This is a genomic window from Paracoccus sp. SJTW-4 (genome assembly GCF_047716885.1).
GTDB lineage: Bacteria > Pseudomonadota > Alphaproteobacteria > Rhodobacterales > Rhodobacteraceae > Paracoccus > Paracoccus solventivorans.
This window is the reverse complement of sequence record NZ_CP136681.1, coordinates 1,807,752-1,822,940: the sequence shown is the minus strand read 5'-3', so window position 1 is coordinate 1,822,940 and position 15,189 is coordinate 1,807,752. Positions and strand designations below refer to the sequence as shown.

Below are 15,189 nucleotides of genomic sequence, written 5' to 3'. Positions count from 1 at the left end.
GTGCGAAAAACCCGTTTGGCAATGCTGGTCCGGTTGCGGGCGCTGAGGCAGTATTTCCTGCTGCGGGCGCTGGCGCGGAGCTTCCGGCTGGCCTCGGTCAGCGACCGCACGGGCCGCATCGGGCGGCGCGATATCCTCGTGTTTGTCACCTTGCGCAACGAACACGTCCGGCTGCCGTGGTTTCTCGACTATTACCGGCGGCTGGGGGCCGGGCATTTCCTGGTGGTGGACAACGCCAGCACCGACGGCAGCCGCGAGTTCCTGGAAGCGCAGCCGGATGTCTCGCTGTGGACCACCGCGGACAGCTATCGCGAATCGCGCTTCGGCATGGACTGGATCAACCATCTGCTGCGGCTTTACGGCAGCGGCCACTGGTGCCTGACCGTCGACCCTGACGAATTCCTGGTCTACCCGCATTGCGACAGCCGCCCGCTGCCGGCGCTGACCGACTGGCTGGACGCCTCGGGGCGCCGGTCGTTTCCGGCGATGCTGCTGGACATGTATCCCCGCGGCCCCGTCGGCGCGCAGCCCTATCGCGAGGGGCAGGACCCGTTCGAGATCGCCGCCTGGTTCGACCCGGCGAACTACGCGATCCGCAAGAATCGTTTCTACCGCAACCTCTGGATCCAGGGTGGCCCGCGGGCGCGCATGTTCTTTGCCGATGATCCGCAAAGCGCGCCGGCGCTGAACAAGGTGCCGCTGATCCGCTGGCAGCCGCAATACGCCTATGTCAGCTCGACCCACATGGCGCTGCCGCGCGCGCTGAACGTGGTCTACGACGAAAACGGCGGCGAGATGGCCTCGGGGGTGCTGCTGCACGCCAAGTTCCTGCCCGGGCTGGCCGAGAAATCCGCCGAGGAACTGTCCCGCCGCCAGCATTACGCCGACAGCCAGGAATACCGCGCCTATCACCAGGGGCTGCAGGATCGCGTCGATTTCTGGTGCGAGCAGTCGCGCCGCTTCAACGGCTGGCAACAGCTCGAGCGGCTGGGGCTGATCTCGCGGGGGAACTGGGCATGAACCTTCCGGCCGCGGGGGCATTTGCGCTGTCGCCCGGCACCGGGACCAGCCTGCTGCCGCTGCCCGAGGTGCGGCTGGGCATCGTCATGCTGTGCCACGACAACCTGGACCTGGCCGCGCGGATGGTGCGGATCTGGACCGAGGGCGGCGCGGTCGTCTCGATCCACGTCGACCGCAGCGCACCCGCCGACGAGCTGGCGCGGATGCAGGCGGCGCTGGTCGATTGCCCGGCGGTGTTCGCGCCCCGCCGGACCTGCGAATGGGGCACGTTCAGCCTGGTGGCGGCCACGCAGGCGGCAGCGGCGCGGCTGCTGGAAAGCTGGCCCGAGGTCTCGCATGTGATGCTGGTCTCGGGCGCCTGCCTGCCGCTGCGCCCGGTGGCCGAGCTGCGGCAGTATCTTGCGCACCACCCCGGCACTGATTTCATCGAAAGCGTCAGCGTGCGCGAGGTCGGCTGGACCATCGGCGGGCTGAACGAGGAACGCTTTACCCTGCGCTTTCCCTTTGCCTATCGGCGGAATCGCAAGCTGTTCGACCGCTGCGTGCGGCTGCAGCGGCGGCTGGGGCTGACCCGCCTGCCGCCCGAGGGGGTGTCGCCGCATATCGGCTCGCAATGGTGGTGCCTGACGCGGCGGACCTTGCAGGCGATTCTGGACGACCCCCGGCGGCGCGAGTTCGACCGCTATTTCCGGCAGGTGTGGATTCCCGACGAAAGCTATTTCCAGACGCTGGTGCGCCGCCATTCGGCGCGGATCGAAAGCCGCTCGCTGACGCTGGCCAAGTTCGACGGGCAGGGGCGGCCGCATATCTTCTACGACGACCACCTGGGGCTGCTCGGCCGCTCGCGGGTGTTCGTGGCGCGCAAGATCTGGCCGGGGGCTCGGGCGCTTTACGATGCGTTTCCCCGCCCCTCGCCCCCCGGGCTGCAGCTGGCCGAACCCGATGCCGAGCGGGTCGAGGCGGTGCTGGACCGCGCCGCTGCCCGCCACCGGCAAGGGCGGCCGGGGCTGTACATGCAAAGCCGCTTTCCGCGCAAGGATGCCGAGGGCAGCAAGACCTCGCAGCCCTATGTCGTGCTTTACGGGGTCGCGGACCTGTTCCGGGACCTGCCCCTGGCCGCCGCGCAGGCCACGGGGCGGGTGGTGCACGGCCATGTGCTGGCCCGGGACGAGGTCGAGTTCGCCGGCGGCGCCCGCATCGGCCCCGGGGCGCTGTCCAGCAACGCCGGGCTGCGCGATCTCGACCCGCGGGGGTTTCTGGCGGCGCTGATCCGCTCGTCCGAATCGATGCCCGTCTTTCTGCATTCGCCGCGCGACCGGCAGCATCTGGACTGGTTCATCGCCACCGATCCCAATGCGCGGCTGCTGGTGGTGACCGGGGCGTGGATGGTGCCGCTGCTGGGCTGCGACATGCCCTTTGACGACATCCGCCGCATCGCCGCCCGGCTGCACCGGTCCGAGCGGCGGTTTCTGGACGTGCTCGGCTCGGTCTGGGTCAAGGCGCAGGTCCGCCGCTGGACCCTGGACGAGGCGCTGTCGCAGCCCGAGACCGTGTGGCAGGCGCTGTGCTCGGCCCTGCGGCCGGACGAGGGCATCACCGGTGTGCCGCCCCCGCCGCCGCTGCGCGACACCAGCGGGCTGCGGCCGCTGACCCGGCGCCTGCGCAACGCCGGGCTGAAACCGGGCTGAGCCTGCGCCCACCCATATCCACACCGACCGGGCCGCGCGGCGGCCGCGCCCAAGGGGACCTGCCGATGACCGTGTTTCGCAGCTTCGTGATCTTCGCCGGGATGCGCACCGGCTCGAACCTGCTCGAGGCGACGCTGAACGCCCATGACATCGCCTGTTTCGGAGAGGCGTATAATCCCTATTTCATCGGCTGGCCCGATCAGGACACCCTGTACGACATGACGCTGGCCGATCGCGACGCGGACCCGGTGGCGCTGTGGCAGCACATGGTGAACGCGCGCAAGGTCAAGGGCTTCCGCTATTTCCACGACCATGACCCGCGCATGTTCCAGCCGCTGATGGACGATCCGACCTGCGCCAAGATCGTGCTGACCCGCAACCCGCTCGACAGCTGGGTCTCGACCCAGCTCGCCTATGCGACCAACCAGTGGAAGCTGAACGAGACCGAGACCCCGATCCCGGCGCAGGTCCGGTTCGACGCCGCCGGTTTTCGCGACAGCCTGGCGGCAACGCAAGCGTTTCTGGACCGCATCCAGCACGGGCTGCAGATCCGCGGGCAGACCGCGTTCTGGCTGAACTACGACGATCTGCGCGACGCGCAGGTGATGACCGGGCTGCTGCACTGGCTGGGCCGCACCGATCTGGAACGGGTGGAACCCGCGCAGGACCAGGTGCCGCAGAACCCGCGCGAGATGTCCGAAAAGATCAGCAATTTCGCCGAACTGCAGCAAGAGCTGGTCGCCACCGACCCGTTCCAGCTGCACCGCATCCCGGGGTTCGAGCCGCGGCGGGGCCCGGCGGTGCCGTCCTTCCTGACGACTGATGCCGGGCAGGGGCTGCTGTTCATGCCGGTGCGCGGTGGCCCGACCGGGACCGTCCGGCGCTGGCTGGAAGATCTGGGCCGGGTCGAGGGCGAGCTGACCCGCAACGCCCTGCGCCAGTGGAAACGCGCCCACCCCGGTCACCGCAGCCTGACGGTGCTGCGCCACCCGCTGCCCCGCGCCTGGGACGCCTTCAACGCCATGCTCTCCGCCCGCGCGCCTGAACTGCGCGACCTGCTGCGCCGGGTCCACCGGGTGGACCTGCCGGCGGACGAGGCGCTGCCCGCCCTGACCGAGGCCGGGAAACTGCCGCTGTTCGCGGCGTTCCTCGATTTCCTGCGCCGCAACCTGAACGGACAGACCGGGCTGCCCACCCATCCCGGCTGGGCCACGCAGGCGCAGGTGCTGGCGGGGTTCGCCGAGTTCGGCGCCCCCGACCTGATCGCGCGCGAGGATCGGATGGCGGCCGAGCTGGGATTCCTGGCGCGCGCGGCGGGCATCGACCGCGACGGCCCCGCGCCCGAACCGCTGCCGGACTGCCTGGACGACCCGGCGCTGCGCCGCGCCGCCAAGGCCGCCTATCTGCGCGACTACGTGGCCTTCGGCTTTGCCGACCGGCCGTGACGGGCCCTAACGCGGCGTCTCGGCCCGGCGGGCGCGGTTGATGCCCAGCTGCCGCTCGCGCAGGATGATCGCCACACCCGCGGCGATGATGACCGCCGCCCCGGCCAGCATCCGTCCCGAGGTCGGCTCGGCGAACACGAACCAGCCGATCGCTATCGCCAGCAGCATCGAGGCGTAATCGAACGGCGCCACCAGCGAGGCATCGGCAAAGCGATAGGACGAGGTCAGCATGATCTGCGCCGCGCCGCCCATTACCCCCGCCGCGATCAGCAGCGCCGCGGTCACTGCATCGGGCACCCGCCAGCCAAAGGGCAGCGTCACCAGCGACAGCACGGTCGAGGTGGCCAGGAACCAGAACACCACCGCCGAGGGTTTTTCGGTCAGCACCATTCGGCTGATGAAGATCTGCGCCAGCGCCCCGAAGCTGGCCCCGGTCAGCGCCAGCACCGCGCCGAGGCTTTGCGAGGCCGAGACATCGCCCACCCCCACCGACAGCCGCGGCGACAGCACAATCAGCACCCCCGCCAGCCCCAGCGCCACCATGCTCAGCCGAAACACGCCCACGCGCTCGTTCAGGAACATCGCGGCGAAGATCACGATCATCAGCGGCATCGCATAGCCAAGGGCGGTCGCCTCGGGGAAAGGCAGCAGCCCCAGCCCGGCAAAGGTGCAGCCCATCGAGATCGAGCCGACGATGCCGCGATAGGCGTGGCTCATCGGGTTGGCGGTGTGCAGCCCGGTGGCAAGCTCGCCCCGCAGCGCCAGCCAGACCAGGATCACCGGAATCCCGAACAGCGAGCGGAAGAACATCTGCTCGCCCGCGGGCACCGCCGCCGCCGTGCCCTTGAGGATCGCGGCCATCGCGGTGAACAGCGCCACGCTGCCCAGCTTCAGCAGGATCCCCGTGGTGGGGTTTCTCATGGCAGCCGCCCCAGCGCCCAGGCAGCGGCATCGGCGACCGCAGGGTCGGGGTCGCCCAAGCGCGCCGCGGCCAGCGGGCGCAGCGCCGGGTCGCGGCTGTTGCCGATCGCATACAGCACGTTGCGCACCATGCGGTCGCGCCCGATGCGCTTGATCGGGCTGCCGGAAAACCGGGCGCGGAATGCGGCATCGTCCAGCGCCGCCAGCTCGGCCAAGGGCGGCGCGCGATGGGGGCCGTGATAGCGCATCTCACGCGCCTCGGCCGCGAACTTGTTCCACGGGCAGGCAGCCAGGCAGTCGTCGCAGCCATAGATGCGGTTGCCCAGCAGCGGCCGCAATTCCTCGTCCACCGGCCCCTTGTGCTCGATGGTCAGATAGGAAATGCAGCGCCGCGCATCCAGTTGGAAAGGCGCCGGAAAGGCATTGGTCGGGCAGGCGTCCAGACAGGCCCGGCAGGACCCGCAGCGGTCGGGTTCCGGCGGATCGGGGGGCAGGGGCAGGGTGGTGAAGATGGCGCCCAGAAAGAACCAGCTGCCCAACTCGCGGCTGACCAGATTGGTGTGCTTGCCCTGCCAGCCCAGCCCGGCGGCCTGCGCCAGGGGCTTTTCCATCACCGGGGCGGTGTCCACGAACACCTTGATCTCGCCCCCTGCCTGCTCGATCAGCCAGCGGCCCACGCGCTTCAGCCGCGCTTTCACGATGTCGTGGTAATCCTTGCCCTGCGCATAGACGCTGACCGCGCCGCGATCCGTCCGCGCCAGATCCTCGCGCGGGTCGTGGGGGGGCGTATAGGTCTCGGCCAGCATCACCACCGCGCGGGCCTCGGGCCACAGCGCGTCCGGGGCGCCGCGCCAGTGCATCCGCTCTTCCATCCAGCCCATCTGCCCGTGGCGGCCCTGCGCCACATATTCCGCCAGCCGCGCCGCCGCCTGCGGGATCGCGTCGGGGGTGGTCACGCGCACCGCCGAAAACCCCTCGTCCAGCGCGCGGGCGACCAGCGCCTTCTTCATCACCCAAATATCCCGGGGGGAGGCCGAAGGCCGGGGGGCAGCGCCCCCCTTCTCAGAAATCGAGCTCGGCATAATGCGGGGCCGGCGCCAGCCCCGACACCTGGTCGGCCAGCACGCTGCGGAAGGCCGGGCGCGATTTCACCGTCGCATACCAGTCCTTGAGCGAGGTCGAGCGGTCCCAGTCCACGTCCGAGATGTAGTCGAGACAGGACAGATGCGCCGCCGCCGTGAAATCGGCCAGCGTCAGCATGTTGCCGGCCAGCCATTTCCGCTCGTCCAGCAGCGAGCCGAGATAGTCGATATGTTCCTTGACCGCCCGCAGCCCGGACTTGACCAGCCGCGAATCCGGGTAGCCGGCCTTCATCACTTTTTTCCACACCCGCTCCGACAGGATCGGCCGCGTCACCTCGGCGTTGAACTTGTCGTCGAACCAGGCGCAGAGCCGGCGCACCTCGTGCCGCCCGGCGGGGGTGTCGGGCATCAGGGGCGGGTTCGGGTGGGTCTCGTCCAGATATTCGACGATCGCCTGGCTTTCCGCCCACAGCCGCCCGTCCATCCGCAGCACCGGGATCTTGCCGGCTGGGTTGCGGCGCAGGATCTCGGACCCCGGCTCCCACCAGCGCTCCTCGACCAACTCGACGTCGATGCGCTTTTCGCCCAGCACCAGCCGCACCTTGCGGCAATAGGGCGACAGGGGAATATGGTAGAGGCGAGGGGTCGAGGGCGTGTTCATCGGCCGGAATGACTGCTTCTTGGGGATGAGAGGTTCATACGCGCGCCGGTTGCGTGTTTCAACTGCGCGCGGCGACCGGGGTCCCCCGCCGGTCACTCCCGCTCGAAACAGGCGGCGCGGCCGTCGCGCCGGATGGTCGCGGCCCCGTCGGCGATGGCGCGGGTCCGCCGGCTGCCGGTCTGTGCGGCGCGGGTCTTGGGCCCCGGCAGCACCGAGGCCAGCGCCGCCGCCTGCCGCGCGCTCAGCGCGTCGGGGGTGGTTCCGAAATGATGCGCCGCGGCGGCGTGGATGCCGAACACCCCGGGGCCGAACTCGGCCACGTTCAGATAGACCTCGAGAATGCGGCGCTTGCTCCACACCGCTTCGATCATCGGGGTGTAGAGCGTTTCCAGCGCCTTGCGAGCCCAGCTGCGCCCCTGCCACAGATAGACGTTCTTGGCGGTCTGCTGGGTCAGGGTCGAGGCGCCGCGCCGTTCCCCGCGCGCGATCACGCGGCGGATCTCGGTCATGTCGAAACCCCAGTGCAGGCAGAAATTGGCGTCCTCGGCCGCCACGACCGAGCGCAGCATGACCGGCGCGATGTCGTCGGCGCGGGTCCATTGCCGCTTCACGCTGGTGCCCTCGGCCAGGATCGTCCAGGTGGTCGGCGGGTTCAGGATCCAGCCGAACAGCACCACTAGCGCCAGCATCAGCGCCAGGAACCGCAGCCCCAGCCAGCGCAATGCGCGCCAGACCGGCGCCAGCGCGGCCCGCCGCAGCGACCGCCAGCCGCGGCTGACCGCTGCCGCCCAGCCGCCGCGCCGCCGGCGCCGTCTGGCGGGCGGCGACGGCATGGGCAGCGCGTCGGGGGGCGGCGCGCCGGAAAAGGGGTCCGGTGACGTCATGACGCGTGGTGTCACGCCACCGCGGCCCCCGTCAAGGAAACCCTGTCACGGCATTCCCGGGGAAATCCGCCGTTATCCCGTGGAGTTTGGGCAGCTACAGCGTCTCGGGCGGCACGGGATGGCGGCCCGCCACCGGCGCGCCCTCGGTCGGGGACGCCGCCCCGACCGCCACCGTCGCCGCGCCCCCCGCGGCCGCACCCTGCGCCGCGCCGGGGGCAGGCTGTCCGCCGGTCCCGGCCAGCGCCGCGCGCAGCCGCGCCTCGTCGGTATCCGACAGCGAGGTGCGGATCACCCGCGCCCCCGCATAGCGTTCCAGCCGCGGCAGCAGCTTGTCCAGGTTCACGTTCGAGGCGAGGATGAACACCGCCGCCGCGCCCTCGGGCACGGTCCTGCCGATCTCGCGGATGAAATCGTCGTTGATCCCGTAATCCGTGGCGCTGCCCGCGAGCGCCCCCGAGGCCGCGCCGATCGCCGCCCCCGCCAGCGGCGCCAGGAACAGCAGCCCGATCAGCCCGCCCCAGAAGGTGCCGGTCAGCGCCCCGGTGGCGGTCAGGTTCATGGCCTGGTGCAGCTGGTATTCCCCCGCCGAGGGGCGGGTGACCACCACCGCATCCTCGAGCCGCAGCAGATATTCCTTTTGCGCGGCGGCAAGATCCTTGCGCAGCGCGAACGCATCCTCCTCGGCATCGAAGCCGACGACGATCAACTGGGACATGGGAACCTCCGAAACATGATGATGCCGCCCAACGCCGCAGGAGTCGCCCCGGTTCGCCGCCTGCGACCTCGCGCCACTTCGGGTTTTCCCTAGCTGGACGGTCCGCCCCCGGCTTGGGACCATAAGCCGTGCCGACAAAGAGGGTTCGGCCAAAGCAAGCGAGTATCCCGATGAGACATTTCCACGCCCCCCTGACCGCCATTCCGCTTGTGCTTGCATTTTCCGCCGCCGCGCTGGGGCAGGCCGCCCCCGCGGAAATCGACCTGCGCGACTGGCCCATCCCGGATATCGAGACGCTGGGCGACGACGATTTCGGCCGCGCCGTGCGCTATGGCCACCGGCTTGCGACCGAAACCCATGCCGTGATCGGCCCCGAGGTCGCCGACGAATCCATGCGTTACGCCGGCAACAACCTGGCCTGCACCAGCTGCCACCAGGACGAGGCAACCAAGCCCTTTGCGATGCCCTGGACCGGCGTGACGGCGGTGTTCCCGCAATACCGCGCCCGCGAAAACGACCTGCAGACGGTCGAGGACCGGATCAACGGCTGCATGGAACGCTCGATGGCGGGCCGGCCGCTGCCGCTCGACAGCGCCGAGATGCGCGGCATTTCGGCCTATATCGCCTTTCTGTCCGCCGGAATCCCGGTCGGCGCCAAGCTGATCGGCGGCGGCACCATCCCCGAGCCAGCGCCCGACCGCGCCGCCGACCCGGCCGCCGGCAAGCTGGTGTATGAGGAACATTGCGCAGTCTGCCACGGCGACGACGGCGAAGGGATGCGCAATGGCGAGGTGGGGGACCTGGCCGGCTATCTCTATCCGCCGGTCCATGGCGACGACAGCTACAACGACGGTGCGGGCATGTACCGGGTGGTGATGGCCTATCGCTTCATCCTTGCGAACATGCCCGAAGGCGCGGATCACGAAAACCGCGTCCTCTCCCCGGACGAGGCCTATGACGTCGCCGCCTATATCAATACCCAGTCGCGCCAGCAGAAACCGGGCATGGAAAACGATTTCCCGGACCGGCTGCGCAAGGCGGTGGACATGCCCTTCGCCCCCTGGGCCGGCGACTTCCCGGCCGAGCAGCACAAGTTCGGCCCCTTCAAACCCATCGCCGAATGGCAGGCGGCCGAGCTGAAGAAACGGCAAGAGGCCGAACGCGCCGCGCAATGACCATCAAAAGGGGCGCCACCGCGCGCCCCTTTCGCCACCTCGGGATTTCTTTCTGGCCCAAATACCCTGGGGGAAGCCGGCCCCGGCCGGCGAGGGGGCGAAGCCCCCGTTTCCCTCAGCCCCGCGCCGCGCCATCCCGGTGCGACGCGACCAGCAACGCCAGCTCGGCCACCGAACCGGCCTGCATCTTGTCCATCAGCGCGGCGCGATAGACCTCGATGGTCTTGATCGACAGGTCCAGCTCGTGGGCGATGACCTTGTTGGCCTTGCCCTCCAGCACCCGCTCCAGCACCTCGCGTTCGCGGCGGTTCAGCCGGGCCAGCCGCTCGGCCACGCCGCGGCGCCTTGCGTCGCGTTCCAGCCAGTCGCGCGACACCGCGGCCGCCGCCTCGACTGTATCCAGTAGGTGCTGTTCGCGGAACGGCTTTTCGATGAAGTCATAGGCTCCGGTCTTGAGCGCCTCGACCGCCATGCGGACATCGCCGTGGCCGGTGATGATGACAACGGGCAGCGGATAGCCGCGTTCGCCCAGCAGGCGCAGCAGCGCCAGCCCGCCCATGCCGGGCATCCGGCAGTCCAGCACCAGCGCGCCGGGCCGGACCGGGCCCCCCGCCGGCAGGTCGGCCAGGAATGCCTCGGCGCTGTCCCAGCTTTGCGATTCCAGCCCGGCCGAGGCGAACAGGAATTGCAGGGACCGGCGCAGCCCCTCGTCGTCGTCCACGATCAGGATCAGCGCTTCCGCGGTCATTCTGCCTCCTCTGGTCCTGTTGCCACGGGCAGCGAGAAATGCATCGCCAGCCCGTCCGGCCGCGGCTCGGCCCATAGTTGCCCGCTGTGGCTTTCGGCGATGGTCCGGCAGATCGGCAACCCCAGCCCCAGCCCGCGGTCCTTGGTTGTATAGAATGCGTCGAAGATATGCTGCGCGTCCTCGGGCGAGAGGCCGCTGCCGTGGTCGCGCACCGTCATCGTCACCATGCCGCCACCGCAAGAGGTGCTCAGCCGGATCTCGCCCCGAGGCGCGTCCTCGGAGGCATCCAGCGCGTTCTGCAGCAGGTTCAGCAGCACCTGCTCGATCTCGACCCTGTCCCCCATCACCGGCGGCAGCGCGGGCGCGGGATCGAAGCGCAGCGTAATCCCGCGCCGCCCGGCCGCGGCGCCGAACAGCGACAGCGGCCCGCGCGCCACCTCGTTGAGGTCCAGCGCCTCGCGTTGCGGCTCGCGCCGGTGCAGGAAGCTGCGGATGCGGCGGATGATGGTCCCGGCGCGGTCGGCCTGCCCGGCAATGCCGCGCACCCCGTCGCGCAGAAAGACCGGGTCCGGCTGCCCGCGGTCGATAGCGCGGGTCAGCCCCTCGGCATAGTTGGTGATCGCGCCCAGCGGCTGGTTCAGCTCATGCGCGATCGACGAGGCCATCTCGCCCAGGATTCCCAGCCGCGCATACTGGTCGCGTTCCTCGCGGTGCTGGCGGGCCTCGGCTTCGGCGCGGCTGCGCTCGGCCATCTCGCGGGTCAGCTCGGCGGTGCGGCGGCGCACCAGAACCTCGACGCGGGCGGAATGGATCGCCCACCACAGCACCGCCAGCGCGAAGCCCGCGAACCAGTGCCAATGGGCGCGCAGATAGTCCAGCAGGCTGCGGTGGGGCATGTCCTCGAAAGCACCCAGCCGCAGCTCGCGGAACAGCTCTTGCACGGCGCCATAGTCGTGGGGCACGGCCCAGCGACGGCCCTGGGCCGCGGGCATGGTCAGCAACGCCACCGCCACCTGCCGCGCCAGTTCGCGGTCCACGCCCGGCAGCCGCGCAAAGGGCCAGTCCGGGTACAGGCGCGAGGACAGGCGGCAGGGCAGGCCGCCCGCGTCGCGTTCCGCCACCACGGCGAATTCGCCCTCGGCCACCAGCCCGCGGTCGATCAGCGATTCCAGCAGGCAGGCGCGCAGCACCCCGGCGTCGGCGTGACCCGCGCGCAGCGCCTCGACCACGTTCATCATGGGAAAGCCGGTCTCGACCAGCGGCCCGCGCGGGCGCGCATCCGCGTCCAGCATCTCGCGCAGGGCGACCTGCCAGCCGCCAAAGGCGTCGCGGGTGGTGATGGCGATGCGCAGGTCCGCCAGATCCTGCCAGTCCCGCGGGTGCCCGGGCCGCAGCGGCGTGATCACGGTCGAGCCGACCCGCCCGCTGGCATCGCCGCCGTCCAGCCGCTCGATCGTGGCGATGCGCGTGACGCCCAGCCGCGACCCCAGCGCGGCGTAATGCCCGGGGTTGGTGATCAGGAAATCCACCGCCCCGGTCGCCGCGGCCTGCGACAGCGCGTCCAGCGGCAGCGGCACCAGCACGAAATCCCGCCCCGGCAGCGCCTGGTTCAGATGGGCGATGGTCGGGGCGAATTCGCGCGTCGCATCGGATTCGTCCTGCACGACCAGCACGCCCACGCGGACCTGCGCCAGCGCCGGCGGGGCGGACAGCGCCATGCAGGAAAGCACAAGCACAAGACAGATAACGGCGAATCGCGGGAAAATCGACATGGGTGCAGGAAGCAATCGCAGCCCCGAAAGGCAACAGCGGCGTCCCCGCCCCGGAAACGCAGAACGCCGGGAAGCAATGCTTCCCGGCGTTCTAGACGATGGTGCCCAGGAGAAGACTCGAACTTCCACGCCTTGCGGCACACGGACCTGAACCGTGCGCGTCTACCAATTCCGCCACCTGGGCCGGTGTCGTGAGCGGGGGATGTAGAGCCAGCCGCGGGGAGTGTCAACGCCCCTTCTGCGGGTGGCGGTGAAATTTTTCGCGGCCCCTTTTCCTGCGCCCTCCTCGGTGCGTTTCCGGCGGCGGAATGGCGCAGGGACCCGGCTGCGCTTGATGCCCCGGCGGCGGTTCGCTATCACGCTTGCGGGCGCGAAGTTGACGCGCCGGCACCCCGGAGGGCGAGGCATGGCACGGCTGGTCACCATCTATGGCGGTTCTGGCTTTCTGGGCCGGCAGATCGCGCGGATCATGGCCGCGGACGGGTGGCGGGTCCGCGTCGCGGTGCGCCGGCCCAACCAGGCGGGCATCGTGCGCACCTATGGCCATGTCGGCCAGGTCGAGCCGGTGTTCTGCAATGTCCGCGACGACCTGTCGGTGGCGGCGGCGATGGCCGATGCCGATGCGGTGATCAACTGCGTGGGCATCATGCGCCGCCAGGGCCGCAACACTTTCGACGCCGTGCATGACGAGGCCGCCGGCCGCATCGCCCGCATCTCGGCTGAACGCGGGGTCGAGCGATTCGTCCATGTCTCGGCGCTGGGGGCGGATCTGAAATCGCCCAGCCATTACGCGGCCTCCAAGGCGGTGGGCGAGCATCGGGTGCTGGAACACCGCCCCGACGCGGTGATCCTGCGCCCCTCGGTGATGTTCGGGCCGGATGACACGCTGTTCAACAAGCTGGGCGGGATGATGCGGCTGGGGCCGATCCTGCCGCTGCCCGCGCCGCGCGCGGTGCTGCAGCCGGTCTATGTCGAGGACGTGGCCCGCGCCGCGGCCAAGGGCGCCACCGGCGAGGCCGCCCCCGGCATCTACGAGCTGGGCGGCCCCGACGTGATGACCATGCGCGAGATCGCGCGGATGGTGGCCCGCACCACCGGGCGCCGCCGCGCCTTTCTGGGGCTGCCCGGGTTCGTGACCGGGATCCTGTGCTTTTCCCTTGACGCGGTGTCGGCGCTGACCGGCGGGCTGGTGTCGAACCCGGTGATGACCCGCGACCAGGCCCGGTTCCTGCGCAGCCCCAACCGCGTGCGCGAGGGCGCGCCGGGGCTGGCCGAGCTGGGCATCACCCCCACTGCCGTCGCAGCGGTGGTGCACGAATATCTGTGGCGCTTCCGGCCCTCGGGGCAATATGACGCCATCAAGGCATCGGCGAAGAACCTGCGCCAAGAGTGATGCAGGACGGCACGATCGTTGCGGCCTTCCTTGGTCTGCTGGAGGGGCTGACCGAGTTCATCCCGGTGTCCTCGACCGGGCATCTGCTGCTGGCGGGGCATTTCCTGGGCTTCGACAGCCCCGGTCGCGCCTTCGAGGTGCTGATCCAGCTGGGCGCGATCCTGGCGATCCTGGGGGTCTATGCCGGACGGCTGTGGGCGATCTTTTCCGCCGCCCCGCACGATCCGCGCGCGCGCCGCTTCATCCTGGCGGTGCTGGTCGCGTTCCTGCCCGCGGTGGTGGTGGGGGTGCTGGCGCACGGGCTGATCAAGCAGGTGCTGTTCGAGACCCCGGCGCTGATCGCGGTCATGCTGATTCTGGGCGGTTTCGTGCTGCTGTTCGTCGACCGCATCGCCACCAACCCCAGCTTTGACGAGGCCGAGGACCTGCCGCTGCGCGCCGCCGTCGCCATCGGGTTCGCGCAATGCCTGGCGATGGTGCCGGGGGTGTCGCGTTCCGGCGCCACCATCGTGGGCGCGCTGCTGATGGGGGCCAGCAAGCGCGCGGCGGCCGAGTTCAGCTTTTTCCTGTCGATGCCGACGATGGCGGGCGCGTTCGCCTATGACCTCTACAAGACCCGCGCGGCGCTGGATGCGGCGGCGCTGACCAATGTCGCGGTGGGGTTCGTCTGTGCCTTTGTCGCCGGGATCTTCGTGGTGCGCTGGCTGCTGAATTACGTCTCGGCCCATGGTTACGGGCTGTTCGCCTGGTGGCGCATCGCTGTCGGCACGCTGGCGCTGGCCGGGCTGTGGCTGGTCGGCTGAACCGGGCGTCAACCCCGCAGCTGGCAGCGTGGGCACCCACGCGATTGCCTGCCGCCCCCGCGCGGGTTTAAGCTGCCGCGACAGGGGGAACCATGCGCGATTCACACTGGACCAAGGCCGGAATGCTGGCGGTCGCCACCGCGGGCCTGCTGCCGGCGCCCGCGGCCGCGGCCGAGTTCCGCCCGCCTGCCGGTTGCACGCTGGAACTGACCGTCCAGCAGCGTTCATGCACCGTCGCCCAGCATTACCGCTGCGATTCGGACCCGCCGGGCGACCAGCATGTGGTCTATTTCACCCGCGAGGGTGCGGTCTATCATTCCCGCATCGACGCCGAGACCCGCTGGATGGAAAGCACCGATCTGGTCAGCGGCATCAGCGACCGGCTGGAGCCGCAATCCCGCGACCACGCCAGCCTGTCGGGGCTGCTGCGCACCGGGCAGGACGATTTCGACTTCTGGACCGTCTCGGACAGCGGCGAGCGGCTGCGCCATATCGGCCGCGACGAGCTGACCGGCCAGGTCGAGATCGACGGCGAGCAGCTGGACACCACCCGCTTCCAGCTGCGCAGCTTTGCCGAAACGGGCGAACTGCTGATCGAGCGCAGCGGCACGCAATTCGTCAGCCGCGAGTTCGGCCGCTTCTTCGGCGGCGTCGAGCATTCGGCCGACTGGCAGGGGCAGGAAGTTGACAGCGACGACAGCCCCGTGCGCTTCATCCGGCGCGGAGAGCCGGGGTTCGGCTCGACCCGGCCCGACTATGACTGCGACGTGCAGATGGTCAGCCTGGGCGCGGGTGGCTCTCATTAAGGGCGCCGCTGCCATCCCGGCCGCCCCCGGGTCGGCCCGGCGTGCCGCGTTGCGAAAACCGGCGCGGTCGCCGATA

Annotated in this window: 14 protein-coding genes and 1 tRNA gene; 7 read left to right on the top strand and 8 right to left on the bottom strand. The window is 70.0% G+C overall.

The window, feature by feature from the left end:
• The first annotated feature begins 21 nt into the window (after positions 1–21).
• From RSP45_RS09015 to RSP45_RS09005, 3 genes are all read left to right on the top strand, one after another.
• Complete coding sequence (locus tag RSP45_RS09015) at positions 22–1,020, top strand: glycosyltransferase family 2 protein (RefSeq protein WP_415394032.1); 999 nt, start codon at positions 22–24, stop codon at positions 1,018–1,020.
• Positions 1,017–2,708: a beta-1,6-N-acetylglucosaminyltransferase gene (locus tag RSP45_RS09010; RefSeq protein WP_415391656.1), complete on the top strand. Its 1,692-nt coding sequence runs from the start codon at positions 1,017–1,019 to the stop codon at positions 2,706–2,708. The genes RSP45_RS09015 and RSP45_RS09010 overlap by 4 nt, the downstream gene beginning before the upstream one ends.
• Positions 2,709–2,773: 65 nt before the next feature.
• Positions 2,774–4,153: a hypothetical protein gene (locus tag RSP45_RS09005; protein WP_415391655.1), complete on the top strand. Its 1,380-nt coding sequence runs from the start codon at positions 2,774–2,776 to the stop codon at positions 4,151–4,153.
• A 6-nt stretch (positions 4,154–4,159) separates the two neighbouring features.
• Here RSP45_RS09005 and RSP45_RS09000 read toward each other — a convergent pair whose 3' ends face one another.
• The 5 genes from RSP45_RS09000 to RSP45_RS08980 form a co-directional block, all read right to left on the bottom strand.
• On the bottom strand, positions 4,160–5,074 hold the full coding sequence (locus RSP45_RS09000; protein WP_415391654.1) for a DMT family transporter: 915 nt from the start codon (positions 5,072–5,074) through the stop codon (positions 4,160–4,162).
• A complete protein-coding gene (queG, locus tag RSP45_RS08995; RefSeq protein ID WP_415394031.1) occupies positions 5,071–6,084 on the bottom strand; it encodes a tRNA epoxyqueuosine(34) reductase QueG in 1,014 nt (337 codons plus the stop codon). Before queG ends, RSP45_RS09000 begins: the two co-directional genes overlap by 4 nt.
• A gap of 52 nt (positions 6,085–6,136) precedes the next feature.
• Positions 6,137–6,817, bottom strand: a complete 681-nt coding sequence (locus tag RSP45_RS08990) for a glutathione S-transferase family protein (RefSeq protein WP_073067980.1) — start codon at positions 6,815–6,817, stop codon at positions 6,137–6,139.
• Between the two features lie 92 nt (positions 6,818–6,909).
• Positions 6,910–7,701 carry a monofunctional biosynthetic peptidoglycan transglycosylase gene (gene mtgA, locus RSP45_RS08985; RefSeq protein ID WP_415391653.1) on the bottom strand — a complete coding sequence of 264 codons (792 nt, stop codon included), beginning with the start codon at positions 7,699–7,701 and terminating at the stop codon, positions 6,910–6,912.
• 94 nt (positions 7,702–7,795) lie between these two features.
• On the bottom strand, positions 7,796–8,416 hold the full coding sequence (locus RSP45_RS08980) for a DUF1269 domain-containing protein (RefSeq protein ID WP_415391652.1): 621 nt from the start codon (positions 8,414–8,416) through the stop codon (positions 7,796–7,798).
• Positions 8,417–8,586: 170 nt separating this feature from the next.
• On the opposite strand from RSP45_RS08980, the gene RSP45_RS08975 reads away from it, so the two are divergent.
• Positions 8,587–9,591, top strand: coding sequence for a c-type cytochrome (locus RSP45_RS08975; RefSeq protein WP_415391651.1), 1,005 nt, complete (start codon positions 8,587–8,589; stop codon positions 9,589–9,591).
• A 115-nt stretch (positions 9,592–9,706) separates the two neighbouring features.
• Here RSP45_RS08975 and RSP45_RS08970 read toward each other — a convergent pair whose 3' ends face one another.
• The 3 genes from RSP45_RS08970 to RSP45_RS08960 form a co-directional block, all read right to left on the bottom strand.
• Positions 9,707–10,339, bottom strand: a complete 633-nt coding sequence (locus RSP45_RS08970) for a response regulator transcription factor (RefSeq protein WP_415391650.1) — start codon at positions 10,337–10,339, stop codon at positions 9,707–9,709.
• The gene (locus tag RSP45_RS08965) at positions 10,336–12,057 is read right to left on the bottom strand and encodes a PhnD/SsuA/transferrin family substrate-binding protein (protein WP_415391649.1); all 1,722 of its coding nucleotides are present in this window, start codon (positions 12,055–12,057) and stop codon (positions 10,336–10,338) included. Before RSP45_RS08965 ends, RSP45_RS08970 begins: the two co-directional genes overlap by 4 nt.
• Before the next feature lie 153 nt (positions 12,058–12,210).
• Positions 12,211–12,295, bottom strand: a tRNA-Leu gene (locus RSP45_RS08960).
• A gap of 222 nt (positions 12,296–12,517) precedes the next feature.
• On the opposite strand from RSP45_RS08960, the gene RSP45_RS08955 reads away from it, so the two are divergent.
• The 3 genes from RSP45_RS08955 (at position 12,518) to RSP45_RS08945 (ending at position 15,113) form a co-directional block, all read left to right on the top strand.
• Positions 12,518–13,504: a complex I NDUFA9 subunit family protein gene (locus RSP45_RS08955; protein WP_415391648.1), complete on the top strand. Its 987-nt coding sequence runs from the start codon at positions 12,518–12,520 to the stop codon at positions 13,502–13,504.
• Complete coding sequence (locus RSP45_RS08950) at positions 13,504–14,307, top strand: undecaprenyl-diphosphate phosphatase (protein ID WP_073067970.1); 804 nt, start codon at positions 13,504–13,506, stop codon at positions 14,305–14,307. The genes RSP45_RS08955 and RSP45_RS08950 overlap by 1 nt, the downstream gene beginning before the upstream one ends.
• Positions 14,308–14,399: 92 nt before the next feature.
• Entirely contained in the window at positions 14,400–15,113 is a 714-nt protein-coding gene (locus RSP45_RS08945) for a hypothetical protein (RefSeq protein ID WP_415391647.1), read from the top strand.
• The last annotated feature ends 76 nt before the right edge of the window (positions 15,114–15,189 follow it).